The sequence below is a fragment of the Rhodococcus artemisiae genome (assembly GCF_036327795.1).
Classification (GTDB): Bacteria; Actinomycetota; Actinomycetes; order Mycobacteriales; family Mycobacteriaceae; genus Rhodococcus; species Rhodococcus artemisiae.
In genome coordinates this window covers 211,981-233,326 of record NZ_JAUTXY010000013.1, presented here as the reverse complement: position 1 = coordinate 233,326, position 21,346 = coordinate 211,981, and the positions used below count along the sequence as shown (strand labels likewise).

Annotated in this window: 20 protein-coding genes; 11 read left to right on the top strand and 9 right to left on the bottom strand. The window is 66.0% G+C overall.

From position 1 onward, the window contains the following. Nucleotides 1-72: 72 nt before the first annotated feature. Genes Q7514_RS24360 through ygfZ form a run of 3 tightly spaced genes read right to left on the bottom strand, consistent with a single transcriptional unit; the run spans nt 73 to nt 2,824 of the window. Complete coding sequence (locus Q7514_RS24360; RefSeq protein ID WP_330135824.1) at nt 73-1,029, bottom strand: asparaginase; 957 nt, start codon at nt 1,027-1,029, stop codon at nt 73-75. Then, a complete protein-coding gene (locus Q7514_RS24355; RefSeq protein WP_330135823.1) occupies nt 1,026-1,697 on the bottom strand; it encodes an MOSC domain-containing protein in 672 nt (223 codons plus the stop codon). The genes Q7514_RS24360 and Q7514_RS24355 overlap by 4 nt, the downstream gene beginning before the upstream one ends. Beyond that, entirely contained in the window at nt 1,694-2,824 is a 1,131-nt protein-coding gene (ygfZ, locus tag Q7514_RS24350; RefSeq protein ID WP_330135822.1) for a CAF17-like 4Fe-4S cluster assembly/insertion protein YgfZ, read from the bottom strand. The genes Q7514_RS24355 and ygfZ overlap by 4 nt, the downstream gene beginning before the upstream one ends. A gap of 55 nt (nt 2,825-2,879) precedes the next feature. Between ygfZ and Q7514_RS24345 the strand changes: the two genes are divergently transcribed. The 6 genes from Q7514_RS24345 (at nt 2,880) to Q7514_RS24320 (ending at nt 12,076) form a co-directional block, all read left to right on the top strand. After that, nucleotides 2,880-3,734 (top strand): aminodeoxychorismate lyase, encoded by an 855-nt coding sequence (locus tag Q7514_RS24345; RefSeq protein ID WP_330135821.1) that lies wholly within the window; start codon nt 2,880-2,882, stop codon nt 3,732-3,734. 211 nt (nt 3,735-3,945) lie between these two features. Beyond that, entirely contained in the window at nt 3,946-5,466 is a 1,521-nt protein-coding gene (locus Q7514_RS24340) for a cytochrome ubiquinol oxidase subunit I (protein ID WP_330135820.1), read from the top strand. A 9-nt stretch (nt 5,467-5,475) separates the two neighbouring features. Beyond that, nucleotides 5,476-6,513 (top strand): cytochrome d ubiquinol oxidase subunit II, encoded by a 1,038-nt coding sequence (cydB, locus tag Q7514_RS24335; protein ID WP_330135819.1) that lies wholly within the window; start codon nt 5,476-5,478, stop codon nt 6,511-6,513. Next, nucleotides 6,504-8,222 carry a thiol reductant ABC exporter subunit CydD gene (gene cydD, locus Q7514_RS24330; protein ID WP_408016175.1) on the top strand — a complete coding sequence of 573 codons (1,719 nt, stop codon included), beginning with the start codon at nt 6,504-6,506 and terminating at the stop codon, nt 8,220-8,222. The genes cydB and cydD overlap by 10 nt, the downstream gene beginning before the upstream one ends. Nucleotides 8,223-8,329: 107 nt before the next feature. Next, nucleotides 8,330-9,976, top strand: coding sequence for a thiol reductant ABC exporter subunit CydC (gene cydC / locus Q7514_RS24325; RefSeq protein WP_330135840.1), 1,647 nt, complete (start codon nt 8,330-8,332; stop codon nt 9,974-9,976). A gap of 336 nt (nt 9,977-10,312) precedes the next feature. Beyond that, nucleotides 10,313-12,076, top strand: a complete 1,764-nt coding sequence (locus Q7514_RS24320; protein WP_330135817.1) for a BCCT family transporter — start codon at nt 10,313-10,315, stop codon at nt 12,074-12,076. 3 nt (nt 12,077-12,079) lie between these two features. Here the strand turns inward: Q7514_RS24320 and Q7514_RS24315 are convergent, their stop codons facing one another. The 6 genes from Q7514_RS24315 to Q7514_RS24290 form a co-directional block, all read right to left on the bottom strand. After that, nucleotides 12,080-12,739, bottom strand: a complete 660-nt coding sequence (locus tag Q7514_RS24315; protein ID WP_330135816.1) for an FABP family protein — start codon at nt 12,737-12,739, stop codon at nt 12,080-12,082. 239 nt (nt 12,740-12,978) lie between these two features. Next, entirely contained in the window at nt 12,979-13,284 is a 306-nt protein-coding gene (locus Q7514_RS24310) for a DUF1416 domain-containing protein (protein ID WP_054716598.1), read from the bottom strand. Nucleotides 13,285-13,288: 4 nt separating this feature from the next. Next, nucleotides 13,289-14,122, bottom strand: coding sequence for a sulfurtransferase (locus Q7514_RS24305; protein WP_330135815.1), 834 nt, complete (start codon nt 14,120-14,122; stop codon nt 13,289-13,291). Between the two features lie 83 nt (nt 14,123-14,205). Next, nucleotides 14,206-14,664: a DUF4395 domain-containing protein gene (locus tag Q7514_RS24300; protein WP_330135814.1), complete on the bottom strand. Its 459-nt coding sequence runs from the start codon at nt 14,662-14,664 to the stop codon at nt 14,206-14,208. 206 nt (nt 14,665-14,870) lie between these two features. Next, nucleotides 14,871-15,296, bottom strand: a complete 426-nt coding sequence (locus tag Q7514_RS24295) for a thioredoxin family protein (protein WP_330135813.1) — start codon at nt 15,294-15,296, stop codon at nt 14,871-14,873. Further along, on the bottom strand, nt 15,293-16,075 hold the full coding sequence (locus tag Q7514_RS24290) for an LmeA family phospholipid-binding protein (RefSeq protein WP_330135812.1): 783 nt from the start codon (nt 16,073-16,075) through the stop codon (nt 15,293-15,295). The genes Q7514_RS24295 and Q7514_RS24290 overlap by 4 nt, the downstream gene beginning before the upstream one ends. Nucleotides 16,076-16,208: 133 nt before the next feature. On the opposite strand from Q7514_RS24290, the gene Q7514_RS24285 reads away from it, so the two are divergent. From Q7514_RS24285 to pstA, 5 genes are all read left to right on the top strand, one after another. Next, nucleotides 16,209-16,931, top strand: coding sequence for a winged helix-turn-helix domain-containing protein (locus tag Q7514_RS24285; RefSeq protein WP_330135811.1), 723 nt, complete (start codon nt 16,209-16,211; stop codon nt 16,929-16,931). A 17-nt stretch (nt 16,932-16,948) separates the two neighbouring features. After that, nucleotides 16,949-17,950, top strand: a complete 1,002-nt coding sequence (gene mshD / locus Q7514_RS24280; RefSeq protein ID WP_330135810.1) for a mycothiol synthase — start codon at nt 16,949-16,951, stop codon at nt 17,948-17,950. A gap of 237 nt (nt 17,951-18,187) precedes the next feature. Then, nucleotides 18,188-19,306 (top strand): phosphate ABC transporter substrate-binding protein PstS, encoded by a 1,119-nt coding sequence (gene pstS / locus Q7514_RS24275; RefSeq protein WP_330135809.1) that lies wholly within the window; start codon nt 18,188-18,190, stop codon nt 19,304-19,306. Between the two features lie 69 nt (nt 19,307-19,375). Then, nucleotides 19,376-20,425, top strand: coding sequence for a phosphate ABC transporter permease subunit PstC (gene pstC / locus Q7514_RS24270; protein ID WP_330135808.1), 1,050 nt, complete (start codon nt 19,376-19,378; stop codon nt 20,423-20,425). A gap of 4 nt (nt 20,426-20,429) precedes the next feature. Continuing rightward, nucleotides 20,430-21,338, top strand: coding sequence for a phosphate ABC transporter permease PstA (pstA, locus tag Q7514_RS24265; protein ID WP_330135807.1), 909 nt, complete (start codon nt 20,430-20,432; stop codon nt 21,336-21,338). The last annotated feature ends 8 nt before the right edge of the window (nt 21,339-21,346 follow it).

Here is a 21,346-nt window from a genome sequence, read left to right as displayed (position 1 = left end):
GGCCGGTGTCCGTTACATCTCATTCACACCCGACCTGCGGTAATACAGTTTTCACATGTATGGAGATGCGGCTCAGAACACCTCCGGCACGGCCCGTACGGTGCCCACCCGTACGCCACCGCCGAGCACGGGTTGTGAGGCGAGGGCCGCGAGGTTCTCATCGGCAGCGACTCCGAGCCGCGTGAGGACCGCAGCGGTGAGGGGGAGCCGGGCACGCTCGTGACCATCATCGATCTTGAATGCGAAGGCCGAACCATCCGGAAGTGCGCCCGCATGGATGCCGTCGGCTCCGGCCTTGCACATCAGTCCCGGAACGGCCTGCATCAGCCGCAGGTCGTCCTTGCCCGATCCCGAGATGAGGAACGGATGCTCGCGGATCGCATCGGAGACCGCGCGTTCGGGCGTGTCGGGGTCGGCGGTCGCCAGCCGGGAGTACGCGCGGGCCAGGTTGATCAACGGAACGGGGACGATGGGAAGCCCGCATCCGTCGATGCCGAGATCCGTCTCTTCGATGTCGCCGGTGAGATCGAGGATCGTCTCCACCACCGCCTGCTGAAGGGGGTGGCCGGTGTCGAGGTAGTTGTCGACACGCCATCCGTTCGCGGCGCAGGTCGCGAGCATCGCGGCGTGCTTGCCCGAACAATTCATGTAGGCGGGACGAGGGGCGCGACCCGCCGCGAGCACCTCTGAGCGGGCGAGTTCGTTGCCGGGCAGATCCGCTGGACACTGCAGTGCGCTCTCCTCGAACCCGGAGGAGACGAGCAGCTCCTCGACGAGTTCGATGTGGTCCGATTCGCCCTCGTGCGAGGCCGTCGCGATGGCGAGTTCGGCTGTGTTGCGTGGGGCGAAGCCCAGCCGCAGCATCGCGGTCGCCTGCAACGGTTTGTTCGAGGAGCGCGGATAGACGGGGGTGTGGACCTCACCGAGCGAGACGATCACCTCACCGCGCGGGTCCAGGATCACCAGGGACCCCCGATGTATGCACTCCCGGAATCCGGAGCGCACCACTTCGACCAGTTCGACGCTCAATATTCCACCCGTACCTCTCGTCCGGCGACACGTTTCCGGGCCTTGGCCACAACGCTCGGCGACAGATCGTCCTGCTGCTCGAGCATCACCGCGATCCGGTCGGGATCGCGTCCGGTGAACAGATCCCGCACGGTGACCCCGTGCTCGGGCACACCCTCGACGACGATCCGGTCGCCGGCCTGCACCGGGCCTTCGACGATCACCTTCAGATAGACGCCGGTGTCACCGCGGGCAGCGAACCGTTTGACCCACCCCGGTTCGCCCGACCACACGCCGAACGTGCCGCAGGGCGTGCGAGGGCCTGACACTTCGAGCAGCAGACCGGCGTCGCCCACCCGCCACCGCTCGCCGATGACCGCGTCGCTGGTGGCGATACCGCTCGTCCGCAGGTTCTCCCCGAACCACCCGGCGGGAAGGTCGCGGCCGAGGTCGCCGGCCCAGCGCCGGGCCTCGTCGTCGCCGTACGCGTAGACGGCCTTGAAGCGTCCGCCGTGGTGCTCGGTGTCGCATTGACGGTCGCCGTCCAGGCCGAGACGACCGACATGGACCGGGCTCTCCACGGCTCGCTTGTCGATCCCGGTGACGGGGATGCGGCGCGTGCCGCTGGCCCGGATCTCGTGCACCACACACACCGCGTCGACCCGGCCGGGGTCAGGTGCGGAACTCACCGGCCGCGCAATCGGTCGACCGCGAGGCGGCCGGCCTGGACCGTATCGTCGGCCGGCACCGAATCCGGGTCGATGGCTGCCGCGCACGGGCCGACGACGAGTGAGGTGTCCGGCGCGATGTTCCGTTTGACGAGGGCCAGCGCGATCGGACCCAGCTCGTAGTGATCGACGACGGTGCCGAGCCGCCCGACCGACCGGCCTCCGGCGGTGATCGCCTCGCCGGGTTCGGGGCGACCGTCGGCCGAGCCGTCGAGGTGCAGCAGCACTAGGTGCCGTGGGGGTTTACCGAGATTGTGGACGCGGGCCACGGTCTCCTGGCCGCGATAGCAACCCTTGTCGAGGTGTACGGCGCCTGCCTCGGCCGGACTGCCGATCCACCGTGCCTCGTGTGGGATGGTGCGGTCGTCGGTGTCGAGGCCCACCCGTGGCCGGGCATCGGCGACGCGCAGTGCCTCGAACGCCCAGATGCCGGCTGCGCGGGCTCCGGCCGCGGTGAGCGCGGTGAATGTCTCGGCGAGCTTCTCGCGCGGCACGAGGAGGTCGTAGGAGTGCTCGGTGGGCCACGGCATCCGCCGCACGAATCCACCGCCCGGGAGCGCGACGGCCGCATACGCCTCGGTGGGCAAGGCTTCGAGGCCCAACGCGGCGAGGACCGGCGCGCTGCCGGCGTCGGGACCCAGCAGGGTCAGCACCGCGAGTTCGTTACCGTCGCGCGGCTCGGCCTTGGCCCAGAACACCATCTTGGCGAGGAACCCGAGGAGGTCGGGGCCGCGGTCGTGTTCGGTGTCGATCCATGTGACGCCGTCCAGGTCGGTCTGCACGAAATGGTGCTCGATGCGCCCGTTCAAGTCGAGACTGAGGTTCTCGGCGGAGGTGCCGTCGGGCAGTGCCTGCACGTGCTGGCTGGAAATCGTGTGCAGCCAGCTCAGGCGTTCGTCGCCGGGAATCGCGATGACGAAGCGGTTGGAGCGGTCGACGACGGCGACGGAGGTGATGGCGGCGCGCTGTTCGCCCAGTGGATCCCCGTAGTGCCACGGAAGGCCCTCATCGGGACTTCCGGGCGGTGACGCGACGGCATCGGGGAAGGTGAGCAACGGGCTCTCGGACACGATCGGAAACTCGGCCACGACACCAGTCTATGGGGAAGCGATAGGGAGGGGAGTAGTGGATAGGGTGGGTGGCATGGCTGATCGGGTGCTGGTGACGCTGGATGGCGAGGTGAGGGATGCTGATGCGCCCCTGCTGCACGCCGACGATTTCGGAGTTCTGCGAGGGGATGGTGTCTTCGAGACGCTGCTGGTGAGAGGTGGCAGAGCTCGCGCGGTCGAGCTGCATCTTGCACGGCTCGTTTCGTCGGCATCCGCGGCGGATCTGCCCGCCCCCGAACTCGACGACTGGCGACTGGCGATCGACCTCGCCGTCGAGCAGTGGGGAGACACACGCGAAGGCGTACTTCGTCTCGTCTACACCCGCGGCAGAGAGTTCGGCGACGCACCCACCGCGTTTCTGCTGGTGACGCCCGTGGCCGAGCGCGTGAACGTCGCGCGGCGCGACGGAGTCTCCGTGGTGTCGCTCGAGCGCGGATTCTCCGTGGACCTGGCGCAGAAGGCGCCGTGGCAACTCCTCGGCGCGAAGACTCTGTCCTATGCGACCAATATGGCCGCGCTGCGGCACGCGGAGTCGGTCGGGGCCGACGACGTGATCTACACGAGCAGCGAGGGCCATGTTCTCGAGGGGCCGCGGTCGACGGTGGTGATCGCGCGCGGTCGAGCCTTGCTCACGACACCCCCGGAGCAGGGCATCCTGCCGGGCACCACCCAGCAGGCACTGTTCGACGCGGCACGCGGTCACGACTTCACGGTGCGCTATGAGGCGTTGCGGCCCGCCGACCTCATCGTCGCCGACGGTGTGTGGCTGTTGTCGAGTGTGGCGCTCGCCGTGCGCGTGCACACGCTCGACGGTCACTCGCTGGCCACCGACGCGCTCGACGGGGAGATCGAGAAGCTGGTCGACAAGGCGATCGACACCGCACGCTGACACCCGAGTGAGCCCGGCCGTGGGTATGGCCGCGGTGTGGTTGTGGCCACCGATGGTGGGCGGCACCGACATTTTCTACTACCGTTCGTAGTAGCAAGCCGTATTGCATGTGCGGTCGCGGTCTTGTGTGCAGAATCCGACGTGGGGCCCCCGCGTTCGGACTTCATCCAGGTACTGGGCTCCACCTGTACTGGTTCGACTCGGAGTGGCAATGGACGTGCTCGACCTGTCCCGATGGCAATTCGGGATCACGACGGTGTATCACTTCATTCTTGTTCCGTTGACCATCGGGCTCGCCCCGATGATCGCGATCATGCAGACGATGTGGGTGGTCACGAAGAAGGACCACTGGTATCGGCTCACCAAGTTCTTCGGGAAGATGTTCCTGATCAACTTCGCACTCGGTGTGGCCACCGGCATCGTGCAGGAATTCCAATTCGGCATGAACTGGAGCGAGTACTCGCGCTTCGTCGGCGACGTGTTCGGTGCGCCGCTCGCGTTGGAAGGACTCGTCGCCTTCTTCATGGAATCCACCTTCCTCGGACTGTGGATCTTCGGCTGGAGTCGCCTGCCGAAGCTCGTACACCTTGCGACCATCTGGCTCGTCGCCATCGGCGTCAACGCCTCCGCGTACTTCATCATCGCCGCCAACTCGTTCATGCAGCACCCTGTGGGCGCCGTGTACAACCCCGAGACCGGTCGCGCAGAGCTCACGAGCATCTGGGAACTGCTCACCAACAACACCGCGCTCGCCGCGTTCCCGCATGCCGTGGCGGGCGGCTTCCTCACCGCGTCGACCTTCGTCGCCGGTATCGGAGGCTGGTGGATGGTGCGGAACATGCGACGCGCCAAGAAGCTTCGCGAGTCCGAAGGTGCCGAACCGGACGTCCTCGAAGCCGAGCGGCTCGAATCGGATGCGCGGATGATGTTCCGCCCCGCGACACGGCTGGGCCTGCTCATCATGATCATCTCGGGTATCGGCCTGTTCGTGACGGGTGATGTCCAGGCCAAACTCATGTTCGAGCAGCAGCCCATGAAGATGGCCTCGGCGGAATCGCTGTGCCATACCGAAACCGACCCGAACTTCTCGATCCTCACCATCGGTACCCACAACGACTGCGACGGCGTGATCCACGTTCTCGAAGTGCCGTTCGTGCTGTCGTACCTCGCCCAGGGCGAGTTCACCGGGGTGACGCTGCAGGGCGTCGAAGACCTGCAGGCCCAGTACGAAGAGCAGTTCGGCCCGGGCAATTACAAGCCCAACCTGTTCGTCACCTACTGGTCGTTCCGCGCGATGATCGGCCTCGCGGCGGGATCCGCAGCACTGGCGCTCGCCGGTCTGTGGGTCACCCGACGCGGGCGGGTTCCCGACCAGAAGTGGTTCGGTTGGCTCAGCATCGCGGCGATTCCCACGCCGTTCCTCGCGAACAGCGCGGGCTGGATCTTCACGGAAATGGGTCGCCAGCCCTGGGTGGTCCACCCGAACCCGACCGGTGTCGACATGATCCGGCTCACCGTCGAACAGGGTGTGTCGGACCACGCTCCCGCGACCGTGATCACCTCGCTCGTCGCGTTCACCCTGGTCTACGCCGGCCTCGGTGTCGTGTGGTTCTGGCTCATCCGCAAGTACGCGATGGAAGGCCCGCTGGAGCACGACGCGCAGCCACCCGGTGAACACGACGACGAGTCCGACGACAACGGGCAGCCCAAAAAGCTGTCCTTCGCGTACTAGGAGACGGTCATGGGGCTTCAAGAAGTCTGGTTCATCCTGATCGCCGTACTGTTCACCGGATACTTCGTCCTCGAGGGATTCGATTTCGGTGTGGGCATGCACATGCCGGTACTCGGGCGAGGCAGGGACGAGACCGCCGACACCCGTCGGCGTGTGCTGCTCAACACCATCGGGCCCGTGTGGGACGGAAACGAGGTGTGGCTGATCACCGCCGGTGGCGCGTTGTTCGCCGCGTTCCCCGAGTGGTACGCGACCCTGTTCTCAGGGTTCTATCTCCCGCTACTGCTGATCCTGCTCGCGCTCATCGTCCGCGTGTGCGCCATCGAATGGCGCGGCAAGATCGACGATCCGACGTGGCGCCGGCGCTGCGACTGGGGCATCATCTTCGGCTCGTGGGTGCCCGCGGTGCTGTGGGGCGTGGCATTCGCGAACATCATCCGCGGTGTCGCAATCGACGAGAACAAGCAGTTCGTCGGGGGGTTCTTCGATCTGCTCAACCCGTACGCGCTGCTCGGCGGCGTCACGACCGCACTCGTGTTCGCGCTGCACGGCGCAGTGTTCATCGCTCTGAAGACTGCGGGTGACGTGCACGAGGACGCGGTGAAGCTGGCCCGGCGGCTGGCGATCCCGGCCATCCCGGTCGCGGGTGGGTTCGTACTGTGGACCCAGCTGGCCTACGGCAAGGACTGGACGTGGATCCTCGTGGCCGTCGCGGCGCTGTCGCTGCTGGTGGTCGTCGCACTCACTGCCGCCGAACGCGAGGGCTGGGCATTCGCCTTCACCACAGTCGCGATCATCGCGACCATTGTCCTGCTGTTCGCATCGCTGTTCCCGAACGTCATGCCGTCCACCCTGGATCCCGCATGGTCACTGACGATCGAGAACGCGTCGTCGAGCCCGTACACCCTGAAGGTCATGACCTGGGCTGCGGCGATCATGACCCCGGTCGTCCTGATCTACCAGGGCTGGACGTACTGGGTTTTCCGCCAACGGATCTCGACGGGCCAGATTCCCAAATCCATCGGTCTGACAATCGGATCGAAGTGACCGTCGGGTCCGCGGCTGTCCCCGCCGACGTGCGTGCACGCCGGCGGGGGCCGATCGATCCGCGGCTGTGGCGTTATTCCGCGGCGGCGCGGGGGTTTCTCGTCCTCACTGTGGTTACGTCGCTCGTCGATGTGGTGATGGTGATCGTGACCGCGCTCATGATCGGCACGGTCCTTGCCGGGGTCATCACCACCGACGCTCGGTCGCTCGGGGACTGGGCCACCGAACTCGGCGTCCTCACCGTGGCCATCGTCGTGCGGGTCGCTGTGACCTGGCTGCATGCGCGCTACGCGCACCGGTCCGCAACGCGTGTGATCGCCGAACTCGAACACGAAGTCCTCGACGCCGCGTCGGGTCTGCCGCCCCGCGAACTCGATCCGCGCCGCGACGAGATCGCCACAGTGCTCACCCGCGGACTCGACGGACTCGGCGACTACCTCACCGGCTACATCCCGGCACTGCTCCTGGCCGTCACGCTCACCCCGATCACGGTCGTCGTCATCGCCACGCAAGACCTCACATCGGCGATCATCGTTGTGGTCACGCTACCGCTGATCCCGATTTTCATGATCCTCATCGGATTCCTCACCAAAGGGAAGGCCGACCGCACCCTGTCGGCGATGACCACTCTGTCGTCGCAATTGCTCGACCTGGTCGCGGGGCTGCCGACCCTGCGCGCACTGGGCCGTGAACGCGGACCGGAAGCCCGTGTCCGCGAACTCGGTGACGATCATCGCCGCACCACGATGTCCGCGCTCCGCGTCGCGTTCCTGTCGGGCACCGTGCTCGAATTCCTCGCTACCCTCTCGGTCGCGCTCGTCGCGGTGGCCATCGGCATGCGCCTCGTTACCGGTGGGATGCCCCTCGAGGCAGGCATCATCGCACTGGTCCTCGCGCCGGAGGCCTACCGGCCTCTTCGCACGGTGGGCAGTAAGTTCCACGCCGCCGAGGACGGGATGGCCGCCGCGGAAAGGGCATTCGCGATCCTCGACAACGTGGGGACCGATGCGACCCGACCCGGATCGGCAGCATCGAGCGAGGGGCCCGATCGGAGCCGGGAGGTCGCACCGGAGTTGGTGTTCGACGGGCTGAGTGTCGGGAGCCGCGACGGATACGCCCCGCACCGACTCGATGCGATCTGCCGACCCGGCGAGATCACCGCCCTTTCCGGACCCAACGGCAGCGGCAAGTCGACCGCACTGCTCGCGCTCCTCGGTCTCGCCGAACCGGCGGAAGGACACGTCACCGTCGACGGCATCCCGGCGGAAGGCACCGATCAATGGTGGGAGCGGGTCGCCTGGCTGCCTCAGCGACCCGTGCTGCTCCCCGGAACCCTCGCCGACAACCTGTGGCTCACCGGGGTCGACCCCGCGAACCCCGAACTCGACGACATCTGCGCGGCCACAGGATTCGACGCCGTTCTCGCCGAACTTCCGGATCGGTGGAACACCGTCGTCGGTGCCGACGGGACCGGTCTGTCGCTGGGCCAGCGGCAACGGCTGGCACTCACCCGAACTCTGGCGTCACCTCGAGAAGTCCTGTTGCTCGACGAACCCACCGCGCACCTCGACGACGCCACCGAAGCCACCGTCCTGGACGCCCTTCGTGCTCGCGCACGGGCGGGTCGCACCGTCGTGATCGTCGCGCACCGACCGTCTCTACTCGCGATCGCGGACCGGGTGGTCGTTGTGGAAGGAGGTGTCCGATGAGTGGTCAGGGCGAGCGGAGCGACGGGGGATGTGGTCAGGGCGAGCGGAGCGACGGGGGATCTGGTCAGTTCGAGCGGAGCGACGGGAAGCATGTGCTGCGCAGGGCCATGGCGCTTCTCGAACTCGAACCTCGCCGCGTGATCATCGCCGTGGTCGCGGGTGTCGCGACGCTCGGTAGCGCACTGCTGCTCGCGGGGATCTCGGCGTGGCTCATCGTGCGCGCGTGGGAGATGCCGCCGGTCCTCGATCTGACCGTCGCGGTCGTCGCGGTGCGTGCGCTGGGTATCTCGCGCGGACTTTTCCGGTACTTCGAGCGGCTCGCCACACATGACGCCGCGCTGCGCGGCATGACGTCGGCGCGCTCGCGGCTCTACGAGCGTCTCGCCGAGGGGGATCCCGCTGCTTCCGCGGGGCTGAGACGCGGGGATCTGCTCTCGCGCACCGGCTCCGACGTCGACGCACTCGGCGACGTCGTGGTGCGCGCCCTCGTGCCCATCGCGGTCGCGGTCGTATTGAGTCTCGCCGCCGTGATCACTGTCGGGGTTATCGTCCCTGCTGCCGGCGTCGTTCTCGCCGTCGCTCTGCTGCTGGCCGGCGTCGTCGCACCGTGGTTGTCGGCGTCGGCCGCGGCCCGTGCGGAGGCCGACGGCGACGCCGCCCGGACCCGCTTCGGCGAGGACGCCGTGACCGCACTCGACCACGCCGCGGAACTACGTGTCGCGGGGCGCTTGACCTCCGTGACAGACCGTGCGCGGGCCGCGAATCTCGAATCGGTGCGTGCCACCGACCGTTCGGCCGTCCCTGCCGCATTCGCGGATGCGGCAGCACCACTCGCTGTGGGGGCGAGTGTGCTCGGGGCACTCCTGATCGGTGTCACCGTATTCGGATCGGATGCTGCGACGATGAGTCCCACGACGCTGGGCATCCTCGTGTTGCTGCCGTTGTCCGCGTTCGAAGCCACCGCGGTGCTCCCTGCTGCGGCGCAGACACTGACCCGTGCTCGACTCGCGGCACGGCGCATCGTCGACCTGCTCGACCGTGCTGACCGCCCCGTGCCCCACGGCACCGCATCCGCGGACGGTCCCGGCAGACTCCGTGCCGACGGGTTGCGCAGCGGATGGCCGGGCGGCGCGTGCACCCGACCCGTCGACCTGGACGCTGCCCCCGGTTCGCGGGTCGCGATCGTCGGAAGCAGCGGTAGCGGCAAGACCACCACCGTGATGACACTGGCCGGGCTGCTGGCACCGGCAGGTGGTTCGGTCACTCTCGACGGTGTGGATCTCGCGGAGATCGATCAGGCTGCTCTCCGCCGACGTGTTGCATTCTTCGCCGAGGACGCCCACATCTTCGATACGTCGATCCTCGAGAATCTGCGCGTTGCCCGGGGGACCGTGGACGAGTTCGAGGCGCGGGCCGCCCTCGCGTCGGTCGGTCTGGGGGAGTGGGTCGACGCATTACCGGATGGTGTCGACACGGTGCTGGCCTCCGGCGCCCGCGACATCTCGGGTGGCCAGCGACGCCGGTTGCTCCTGGCACGCGCGATCCTGTCGCCGGCGGAGATATTGCTGCTCGACGAACCGGCCGAGCATCTCGATGCCGAGGATGCCGCGCATCTGCAGCGGCAACTGCTCGATTCCGGTTCGGGACTCGTCGATCCTGCCCGTACGGTCGTCGTGGTCACGCACAGCCTGCCCGCGGGCACCGCCGCTGACCTGGTGGTACGCATCGAGAAAAATGCGTTGCCGACGCCGTGATCCGCGCGTACTTTCTCAGGTACACGAGAAAGGAGGTGGTCTGGAAGTGATTGATATTCGGACGCGTGAGGTGACCATCCGCTAGCAGTGTGACGACGGAATTCACCCGCCGCACTCGGTAGGCGAATCCCAGGTGGTCACCCGGCCCCCGAGCACCGGTCTGTCCGGACCGGATCCGACATTCGCGGAGGAATTCCGTGGAGAGTCGGCAGCTCGGGGGTTGCGTACTGCAACGGTCGTTCGCGTGTGCTCGACACCGTAAATGTGAGGAAACCGTCGCGTGCACATATGGGTGAATCGGGTATAGCGGCCGAGCCGGTGGGGTACATGTAGCGGATGCCGATCTTGCAGCGCGCTCATGACGCCCTCCGGCTGCGGACATCGCCGGGCATCTTCTTCGCATCAGCGGCGGTGGCGATCTTGTTCGTCGTCGTGACGATCGCGTTCACCGGCGCGGTCGACGAGATCTTCAGCACCGCGTCGACCTGGATCATGACCAACCTGGGCTGGTTCTACATCCTCGGCGTCACGACCTTTCTCCTCTTCCTGGTGGGGATTGCGCTCACCCGATACGGCCGGGTCCGGCTCGGTGGTGACGACGAGCGGCCCGAGCATTCGAACATCACCTGGTTCTCGATGCTGTTCGCCGCAGGCATCGGTACGATCCTGATGTTCTGGGCTGTTGCCGAGCCGATCTCGCATTTCGCGAACCCGCCGATGCAGGATGTCGAGCCCCGTTCTGTCGAGGCCGCCCAGGAAGCGATGGGCTTCGCCCTCTATCATTTCGGCCTGCACACCTGGACGATCTTTGCGTTGCCGGGTCTGTGCTTCGGATACTTCATCTACAAGCGGCACCTGCCGCCCCGGGTGAGTTCGATCTTCGCGCCGATTCTCGGCGTCCGTATCTACGGCCCGATCGGCCACGCCATCGATGTCCTCGCGATCCTCGGCACGGTGTTCGGTGTCGCGACATCGGTGGGTCTCGGAACGCTGCAGATCAACGCCGGTCTCGCGCAGCTGTTCGACCTCGAAGAGTCCGGATTCATCCAGATCGGGCTGATCGCGATCGTGACGGTGATGGCGGGCGTCTCGGTGGCACTCGGACTCGACAAAGGCATCAAGCGGTTGTCGAATCTCAACATCGGTATGGCCGTGGGTCTTCTGGTGTTCGTGCTGGTCACCGGGCCGAGCCTGTTTCTGCTCAAGGGCATGATCGAATCGGTCGGAATCTATGCGGAGGCACTGCCGCGGCTCGCATTCTGGAACGACACCTTCGCGAGCTCCGGCTGGCAGAACACATGGACGGTGTTCTACTGGGCGTGGACCATCACGTGGTCGCCGTTCGTCGGAATCTTCATCGCCCGGATCTCGCGCGGCCGCACAATCCGAGAATTCGTCGGTGGCGTGCTCGGATTACCCGTGCTGTTCTCGGTGATCTGGTTCAGCATCTTCGGCATGGGATCGTTCGACATCGAGCTCAACGGCGAAGGTGGGCTCGTCGAGCGCGTCGTCGGCGACGGCGACATCCCCGGCGCACTTTTCGAGTTCCTCGGGCATTTCCCGTTCACGGGATTCGTCTCGTTCATCGCCATTGTGCTCGTGGTGATCTTCTTCGTCACGTCGGTGGATTCGACCGCGATGGTGCTCGACATGATGGCGTCCGGGCACGAGGAGAAGGCGCCGATCCATCAACGTCTCTTCTGGGCGATCCTGATGGGTCTGGTCGCGTCGACCATGCTCGTCGCGACCGGCAAGGACGGCCTCGACGCGCTGCAACAGCTGATCACGGTGGTCGGTCTGCCGTTCTTCGTGATGGGTTTCGTGATGATGTACAGCTTGGTGCGGGGAATTCGCGAAGACCTCGGTGAGCGCCCGGAACCGGTCACCCGTCAGTGGCCCCAGGTGCACACAGCCGAAGCTCTTGCTGCGGCCGAGGAATTGCCCGCACCGGAAGTCGTGGTGGTCACGCACGCGATCCCGGACGTGGGATCGGGCAATACCGACGACGTGGACCACGACAACGAGGACCACGACAGCGGGGAGCAAGACGACGAGGACCGCGCGGAGTCCGGTGCCGAAGACCCCTCGGAGACGAGGTGACCGTCAGCCGACGTAGCGGGACAACCGCGCTGACATGCGCGGGACCAGTTCGCCGTCGGCGATGACACGTTCTTCGACGTAGGCGAGGTCGCCGCCTTCGACGATGCCGTAGAGCCGCTTGGCTCCTCCCACGGCCTCGCCGGACTTCGTGCGGATCACCACGTCCGTCGCGAGCTCCCACGACGACTGGGTCAGGGCCGTTCCGTAGTACAGCTCGACGACACCGGCGCTGTGGGTGAGCAGCAGCTCGACGGTCTCCGGATCCTCACTGCCGGCGGCGTCGGTACCCGACACACGCCAGAAGCCGCTCTCTCGACGGTCCGGTGCACTGAACTCGCCGGCGTCGTCGAGACGCCACGAACGTGCTTCCCACGCGAGGTAATCAGCGCCGCTGTGCGTGACGACGATCTGCTGACCGAAGCGGTAGTCGCCCGTCTCGGGATCGTGTCCCTCACCCTCGCCACGCCACACACCGACCAGCGGTAGCAACGCGAGCATCGCCGGGTCGAGGTCGGGGCCGAATCGCAGGTTCGCGGTGTCTTCCGGGCCGGGCAGCCCGGGCAGGGCCGGGATGTTGCGCTCGGCTGTGGCAGCCGCGCGCTTCTCGGCCTCCGCGATCGCGTCGTTACCGCTGCGGCGGGAGTCGTCCGATTCCGCAGTCACTAGTCTTGAGTAACCAGGCGGTAGATCGTGTACAGCGCAAACCAGGCGATGAGCAGGGTTGCGGCGAGCAGCATAAGTTCGAAGAAAATGACCACGCGGCCATCTTAGACCTCGGCAGGATTAACGGCCGACGACGGGTCCGGGTCGTGCAGGAGAAAACCGGAATTCACGATGTGATGAAACGCAAAAAGGCCTGAGCCCGGTGTGAATCCGGACTCAGGCCCTTGCGGACCGGGGTATTACTTCGCGACGGTCACGTCGACGTTGTGCACGCCGGCTGCAGTCGGGCTCACGGTCGCGGTGCCGTTGCCCGTGCTGGACAGCGCGCGGATCTTCCAGTCGCCGGGCGCGGCGAAGAACCGGAAGTCACCGGTCGCTGACGCGACGACCTCGGCGGTGAACTCGTCGCCACCGTCGAGCAGACGGACGAAGGCGCCACCGACGGGCTGTCCGTCGGCTGCGAGAACACGGCCGGTGATGACCGTTTCCTTCTCGGTGTCGACGTTCGACGGAAGGGTCTGGGACTGGACGGGTGCTCCACACATGTTCTTATGCTCCCAATTCGATCGGTGCGCCGACGAGTGAGCCGTATTCGACCCAGCTGCCGTCGTAGTTCTTGACATTCTTCTTGCCGAGGATCTCTTGCAGCACGAACCAGGTGTGGCTCGAGCGCTCACCGATACGGCAGTACGCGATGGTTTCCTTGCTGTCGTCGAAGCCCTTCTCCGAGTAGAGAGCGGTGAGGTCCTCGTCGGACTTGAAGGTGCCGTCCTCGTTGGCGGTGGTGCTCCACGGGATGTTGATTGCCCCGGGGACGTGTCCGCGCTGCTGGGCCTGCTCCTGCGGAAGGTGCGCGGGAGCGAGGATCTTGCCGGAGAACTCGTCGGGCGAACGCACGTCGACGAGGTTCTTGCCGCCGATGGCGTCGATGACCTCGTCGCGGAACGCGCGGATCGACGTGTCGGGCGCGGAGGCCTTGTACTCGGTGGCCGGGCGGGTGACCTCGTCCTTCGACAGCGGGCGACCGTCGAGTTCCCACTTCTTACGGCCACCGTCGATGAGCTTGACGTCCTGGTGACCGTACAGCTTGAAGTACCAGTAGGCGTACGCCGCGAACCAGTTGTTGTTGCCGCCGTAGAGCACGACGGTGTCGTCGTTCGCGACACCCTTCGCAGACAGCAGAGCGGAGAACTGCTCCTGGTTCAGGAAGTCGCGGCGGACCCCGTCCTGAAGATCCTTGCGCCAGTCGAGGCGGATCGCACCTTCGATGTGACCGCCTTCGTAGGCGGAGGTGTCTTCGTCGACCTCGATGAAGACGGTCTTCGGCGCTTGCAGGTTCTTCTCAGCCCAGTCGGCGGAGACCAGAACATCGGAGCGAGCCATGGGTGTTCCTTTCGTGATGGATCTGAAGGACTTGTGGGTGGAACAGCAGTGTTGACGGAAGAGCAGGTCGGCGGAACGGCAACTCAGGTCGTCTGTGGCCGTAACCGGGCGATCAGCGGGTAGATGCGGCAGCCGAGGCACACACCGAATGCGGCATTCAGCAGTGCTGCGAACAGTGCGAACCCTGCGGCGACGATGCCGAGCGTGACGGCGCCGGTGAGCAATGCGACGGTGCCGATCAATGCGAAGGCGAATCCGACACCCTGCGCGAACCGCAGAGGCGGGGTGGGTTCGGTCTCGGACGGTGGTCCCACACGAGGGGCGACCACGGTGGCGAAGAGTGCGCCGTACGGGCTGCGTCGTGGGCCTAGTGCCGCGCCGAGGGCGAACACGACGGTCTGCGCGGCCAGCAGAATGCCGGCCACGGGCGGCGCGAACGAGGCGATGACGAGGACCGCGACGAGAACCGCTGTGGTGATCCAGGCCGCGAACCGAGGTCCGCGAACGTCTACCTGGGCAGCAGAGGAATTGGTGAGAGACATGTATGTACTCCTGCGTGATCGATATCGCTGGGGCGAGTCGAATCGCGGTAGCTCGACCGCGTGTGGATCAGCAGGTACAACAAGAGCCGCCGAGGCGGCACAGATCGACTGTGCGGCGTCGGGTGAGCATCAGCTCTTGGCAGGTGAGCACGTGTCGCAGTCTAACCGAGAAACCGGCACAGGGAAGGGGTGGGTGCACGCCGACGTCACAGCGCGGCCAGCGCTTGCCTCAGGTCATCAGCCGTCGGAACCCCGGAGACCCGGAAGCGCTGGCGTCCGTTGCTGTCGAACAACAACGTCGTGGGAAGCGAGAGTACGCCGAGTTCGGCGGCCAGCGAGGAGTTTTCATCGAGATCGAGTTCGATGTCGCGCACCGGTGTCGCGGCGTCGCCGGGGTCTTCCACCACCGCGGACACCACCCGGCGCACCGCAGCGCACGGTCCGCACCACGGCGCGGAGAAGTGCAGAATCACCGGTTCACCGGCGCCGACTCCGACTCTGCCGAGTGCCGGGTTCGCCACCGAGGGACCGCCGGCCGGTTGCTCCCTCACACGGCCGGACTGCGCGCGCAGCACCACTCCTACGACGCACGCCGTGACGACCACGACCGCAAGGACGGCGAGTGCGGTCACGAGGGACGCTGCACTTCCGCGAGGTCGATGGTCACGTTGTGCGCTTCGCCTTCGATGACGATCCGCGAGCCACGTGCCTCCACCGACGTGGGATAGACGCCGAACGGCAGGTCCTGCGGCTCGATCGTGGTGGTGAACAGTCCCAGTACCAGGGGCTTCAAGGGGTCGGGAACTGTGAAATCGGCATGTCCCTCAGGGCCGAAGTACAGGTCGGACGCGACGATCTGTACTTGGTCGCCGTCCAGCACGAGGTCTGCCTGGACACTGACCCGCGCCGAGAGCGGGCCGACAGGCACAGTGCCGGTGAGCACGACACCGCCGGCTGTGGTCGGACCGGATCCGCCGGATCCGCCGGTGCCGTCGGACTTGCTGTCCGGCGGCGCAGAAATCTGCAGATCGGGGATGTCGAGCGCCTGACCGAGCTCGGTGGCGTCGATCATGACGCGGCCGAACAGCAGGTCGACCGGTACCGACCGGATCGATCCGTCGAGGAGTTCGGAGGCTTCTGCGTGGGCGCCCACGAGGTTCGCTTCGACCGTGATGTCACCGAGCATGTCGGTGGGGACCCGATCTGCGGTGATCTCGACGTTTTCGTAGTGCCCGTTGCGTGCTTGCAGGAGAAACGGGAATCCGTGGATCGTCACCGCGGGGTCGGACTCGAGGGCTCCGCCCTCACGCAGCGCCCGTGACAGCCGATACTCGGACCAGGCCGCCGCTCCGAAATCGACCAGTAGAGCGAGGCCGACGAGGACGACGAGGCCGTAAATGAGTTTGCGCACGCCGACCATTGTGACGGAGCGTACCGCGCCGCCTTCTGTCAGCTAACACGCCGGTAACAAATGGGAGGTTAATCTGTAGCACGTCGTTCATCCGGAACGGTCCACCCAGGCAGTGCGAAGAAACGGAGGCCCGGTGGAACTTCTCCTTCTGACCTCCGATCCGAATCCTGATGCCGTGTTGCCGTCGCTGTCGCTACTGGCACATTCGGTCCGGCCGGTTCCGACCGAGGTGTCGTCGCTGCTCGAGGCAGCAACCGCAGATATTGCGATCGTCGACGCCCGGACGGATCTCGCCGCAGCGCGCGGATTGTGTCGCCTGCTCGGGGGAGCGGGATCGGCCATCCCCGTCGTCGCTGTCCTCACCGAAGGCGGGCTCGTCGCGGTCAACCCCGACTGGGCGCTCGACGACATCCTGCTCACCGGCACGGGACCCGCAGAACTCGACGCCCGATTGCGGCTGCTCCTGGCGCGGTCCGGTGGAGCGGTCGGCGCCGAGACGTCCGGGCGGATCACGCTCGGCGAACTCACCATCGACGAGGACACATATACGGCGAGGTTGCGCGGGAAACCGCTCGACCTGACGTACAAGGAATTCGAACTCCTCAAGTATCTCGCCCAGCACGCCGGCCGGGTCTTCACCCGCGCGCAGTTGTTGCAGGAAGTGTGGGGCTACGACTTCTTCGGCGGCACTCGCACGGTCGATGTGCACGTGCGACGACTCCGCGCGAAGCTCGGCCCCGAGCACGAAGCCCTCATCGGCACCGTCCGTAATGTCGGCTACAAGGCAGTCCGGCCGAGCAGCCGCACAAAGGGCGGTCACACTGTCGGGCACCCCGAGGACGAGTTCGCGGAGTAGTGGCTACCCTCGGGTGCATGAAGCCCGGGCACCACGAGCGCGAAGAGCTCCCATTGCAGCAGCCGCGCGAAGAGCTCCCATTGCAGCAGCCGCGCGAAGAGCTCCCATTGCAGCAGCCGCGCGGATCGCAGCAGTTCGTCGAGCGTCCGACCGCGGCGCACGCCGCCGAGGTGCAGGCACTTCTCGACCGCGCCACCGCGCACGACGGTACCGCTCCGGTATCGGAGCACGCGGCCCACTCCCTGACCCGCGACACCGACGCGCGGCACCTGATCGCTGTCGTGGACGGTGCGGTCGCCGGGTATGCGAATCTCACGCCTGCGCACGGCGATCATCCGTCGATGTCCGAGGTCGTCGTGGATCCGGCCCATCGAGGCCGCGGGCTCGGTAGCGAGCTCGTCGGTGCAGCACTGACCGAAGGCGGCTCCGGGGCGCGGGTGTGGGCGCATGGCGACCTTCCCGCTGCCCGGGCCGTCGCCGCGAAACTAGACCTGTCGGGCGTGCGCGAACTACTCCAGCTGAGACGGTCGCTCGATCTCGCACTCCCCGAGCTCGAAGTTCCCGATTCGGTGGAGTTGCGCACGTATCGAGGGCCCTCGGACGATCCGGAGCTCGTCCGGGTCAATGCATCCGCCTTCGAATGGCACCCCGAACAGGGGCGTATGACAGCGAGCGATGTGGCCGACCGTCGCGCCGAGTCGTGGTTCGATCCCGAGGGGCTGTTCCTCGCATTCGACGCCGCCGATCCTGATCGTCTCCTGGGCTTCCACTGGACGAAGGTGCACCCTCCGGGGCCTACGGAACCGTCGCTCGGCGAGGTCTACGTGGTCGGTATCGATCCGGAGGCACAGGGCCGGGGTCTCGGTCGGCTTCTCACCCTCGCCGGTCTGCATCATCTGCGCGAGCGCGGACTACCCACTGTTCTGCTCTATGTCGAGGGTGACAACACAGCCGCGCTCAACACCTACGGCAAGCTCGGGTTCGAGCGGTTTCATGTGGATGTCGCATACGCGAAGTGAACATCTCCCGACGACACGTCGTTGTCCGGTGAAGTTCGGGTGATCGTCGCAACACCAATAGCGCCTGTATCCGGCGTGTTCATCTTCTGTTAACCAGCGAGGAAGTATCCGTCCACCGGATCCGCCTACCTTCTGCATACGGGTCGGATGCTGTCGGCTCGGCGCCGGGATCCTCCCGCGTCTCGAAGTCGCCACCCAGCCTTGTGTGGCGGAAGCGATATTCCTGAAGGAGTACAGGTGAACCTGAAGCGCAATGGTGCTCTGCTCGGCCTGTTTGCGGCCGGCGCCCTCACGCTCGCGGCTTGCGGTAGCGACAACAACGCGGGCTCCGTCGAGGTCGATGCCGACGCGTCGGGTGCGACCTGCGAGGGCAAGGCGAACCTCTCGGGGGCGGGGTCGTCTGCGCAGAAGAACGCGATGGACAACTTCGTGTCGACCTACATCGCCGTCTGTAACGAGAAGGGCTCCACGGTCAACGTGGCGTACAACCCGTCGGGTTCCGGTGACGGCCGCACACAATTCATCGCAAGCCAGATCGATTTCGCAGGCTCCGACTCCGGTATCGAGGGAGAGCAGGCAGCGCTGGCTGCCGAGCGTTGCGCGGGCAATCCGGCCTGGAACCTGCCGCTCGTGTTCGGCCCGGTCGCGCTCGCCTACAACCTCGAGGGCGTCGACAATCTCGTCGTCGACGGTGAGGTCGCCGCCAAGATCTTCAACGGCCAGATCACCACGTGGAACGATCCGGCGATCGTCGCACTCAACGAGGGCGTCGAACTGCCCGACACCCCGATCACGGCGATCGTCCGTTCGGATTCGTCGGGTACCACCGACAATTTCCAGCAGTACCTCGAGGCAGCGTCCAACGGTGCATGGACCACCGGCGCAGGCTCCGATTTCACCGGCGGTATCGGTGAAGGTGCGAAGGGATCTGCCGGTGTCGCCCAGGCTGTTTCGGGTTCCCCCGGATCGATCACCTACGTCGAGCTGTCGTTCGCCGAACAGAACGGGCTCAGTATCGCGTCGATCGACACCGGCAACGGCCCGGTCGAGCTGACCGCCGAGAGCGCCGCTGCGGCCATCGACGGTGCCGAGTTCGCCAGCGCCGGCGGCGGCGATCTGACTCTCGACCTCACCTCGATCTTCGGCACCGACGCCGAAGGAGCGTACCCGCTGGTGCTCGCCACCTACGAGATCGTCTGCTCGGGTGGCTACGACGCCGACACAGGGGCAGCGATCAAGTCGTTCCTGACCAGCGCGGCCAACGAAGGCCAGGAAGGTCTCGAGGAGATCGGCTACGTTCCGCTGCCGGATTCCTTCAAGACCCAGCTGACCGAGTCGATCGACGCCATCGCTTGATCGCCTGATCGTCTGTACAGGCGGACCGCCCGTTCCTGAAATCCACAACGAGATAGATTGCGAGTTCACATGAGTGACGCGCCGAGCACCTCGGCTACTCGCGCCGCCGGTCCTGACCCGGCCGGGTCAGGACCGGGCGGTCCGCACGGCAGTACACCGGAGGCCAAGATTACTTCCCCACAGACCAAGAAGAAGACCGTCGTTCGGCCAGGCGACCGGATCTTCAGTTCGTTGGCTTCCGGGTCTGCCGTCCTGATCTCGGTGATCATCGCCGCGATCGCGGTGTTCCTCGTCTGGCGTGCAGTGCCCGCGCTGCAACGCAACACCGTCAACTTCCTCACCAGCCGCGAGTGGGTCACGCAGGACATCGAGGCGATGGCCTTCGGCGTCCTCGATTTGTTCCAGGTCACCGTCCTCGTGTCGGTGTTCGCGCTGGTACTCGCGATGCCGGTGGCCCTCGGTATCGCGATCTTCCTGACCTCGTACTGCCCCGCGCGGGTCAAGAAGGCGCTCGCGTACGTGATCGACCTGCTCGCCGCGGTGCCGTCGATCGTCTACGGCCTGTGGGGCATGCTGATCCTCGCGCCCTTCCTGCGGCCGGTCGCAGAGTTCCTCAACACCAACCTCGGCTGGTTCCCGCTGTTCGCGACGGGCAGCGGTTCGATTGTGGGTGGCGGAACGATCTTCACTGCGGGCATCGTGCTCGCAGTGATGATCCTGCCCACCATCGCCGCCGTGAGCCGTGAGGTGTTCGTCCAGACGCCCACCGCGCACATCGAGGCGGCGCTCGCACTCGGCGCGACGCGCTGGGAAGTCGTGAAGACCACGGTCATCCCGTTCGGCAAGTCGGGCTACGTCAGCGGTTCGATGCTCGGTCTCGGACGTGCACTCGGCGAGACCATGGCCCTCTACCTCATCCTGCGGACCACCTCCGACGCGTTTTCCTGGTCGCTGTTCGACGGTGGCGCCACCATCGCATCGAAGATCGCCCTCGGTTACGCCGAGTTCAACAACAACATCCAGGCAGGCGCCTACATCGCGGCAGGTCTCGTGCTCTTCGTCCTGACCTTCGTCGTCAACGCCGCAGCCCGCATGATCGTCGCTGGAAAGAAGGACTGACGCCATGACGACGACAACCCTCAAATCACCGGTCAAGGCACCGACATTCCAGCGGGTCAGCGGTGCACGTCGCATCAAGGACGTCGCGGCCACGGTGCTCGTCAGCCTCTCGGTGCTCGTTGCTCTCGTGCCGTTGGCCTGGGTGCTCTTCACGGTGATCGCCAAGGGCCTGCCCGCACTGCTCTCCCCGACCTGGTTCACACACTCGTTGAGCGGATTGACCGCTTCGTCCATGGGTGGCGGTGTCTACCACGCGATCATCGGCACCCTCCTGCAGGGATTGGTATGTGCGGTCATCTCGATCCCGCTCGGTGTTTTCGTCGCGATCTATCTCGTCGAGTACGCAGGCAAGTCGAAGCTCGGCCGCATCACCACGTTCATGGTCGACATCCTCAGTGGTGTTCCGTCCATCGTCGCCGCGCTGTTCATCTACGCGCTGTGGGTGGCGACTTTCGGAATGCCGAAGTCCGCATTCGCAGTGTCCCTGGCGCTGGTGCTGCTGATGGTGCCGGTCGTGGTGCGCAGCACCGAGGAAATGCTGCGGATCGTTCCGCAGGATCTCCGCGAGGCGTCGTACGCGCTCGGTGTCCCGAAGTGGAAGACGATCGCCCGGATCGTGCTCCCGACCTCGCTCGCCGGCATCATCACCGGCATCATGCTCGCGCTCGCTCGTGTGATGGGTGAGACCGCGCCGCTGCTGATCCTCGTGGGCTACGCACCGTTCATCAACTTCAACCTGTTCGGTGGCGAGATGGCCACACTGCCGGGCCTGATGGTCGCCGAGATGAACAACCCCACCGAAGCGGGCTCGATGCGCATCTGGGGTGCGGCGCTGACCCTGATCCTGATCATCGCGATCCTCAACATCGCAGCCAAGCTGATCGGCCGCCTGTCGCAGGTCGGCTCCAAGTAGACGAGCCG

Excerpts from the sequence above, each read along its gene's own strand:
- Q7514_RS24345 (WP_330135821.1), top strand. The coding sequence starts at position 2,880 with ATGGCTGATCGGGTGCTGGTGACGCTGGATGGCGAGGTGAGGGATGCT.
- Q7514_RS24340 (WP_330135820.1), top strand. The coding sequence starts at position 3,946 with ATGGACGTGCTCGACCTGTCCCGATGGCAATTCGGGATCACGACGGTG.
- cydB (WP_330135819.1), top strand. The coding sequence starts at position 5,476 with ATGGGGCTTCAAGAAGTCTGGTTCATCCTGATCGCCGTACTGTTCACC.
- cydC (WP_330135840.1), top strand. The coding sequence starts at position 8,330 with ATGGCGCTTCTCGAACTCGAACCTCGCCGCGTGATCATCGCCGTGGTC.
- Q7514_RS24320 (WP_330135817.1), top strand. The coding sequence starts at position 10,313 with ATGCCGATCTTGCAGCGCGCTCATGACGCCCTCCGGCTGCGGACATCG.
- Q7514_RS24310 (WP_054716598.1), bottom strand. The coding sequence starts at position 13,284 with ATGTGTGGAGCACCCGTCCAGTCCCAGACCCTTCCGTCGAACGTCGAC.
- Q7514_RS24305 (WP_330135815.1), bottom strand. The coding sequence starts at position 14,122 with ATGGCTCGCTCCGATGTTCTGGTCTCCGCCGACTGGGCTGAGAAGAAC.
- Q7514_RS24300 (WP_330135814.1), bottom strand. The coding sequence starts at position 14,664 with ATGTCTCTCACCAATTCCTCTGCTGCCCAGGTAGACGTTCGCGGACCT.
- mshD (WP_330135810.1), top strand. The coding sequence starts at position 16,949 with ATGAAGCCCGGGCACCACGAGCGCGAAGAGCTCCCATTGCAGCAGCCG.
- pstC (WP_330135808.1), top strand. The coding sequence starts at position 19,376 with ATGAGTGACGCGCCGAGCACCTCGGCTACTCGCGCCGCCGGTCCTGAC.
- pstA (WP_330135807.1), top strand. The coding sequence starts at position 20,430 with ATGACGACGACAACCCTCAAATCACCGGTCAAGGCACCGACATTCCAG.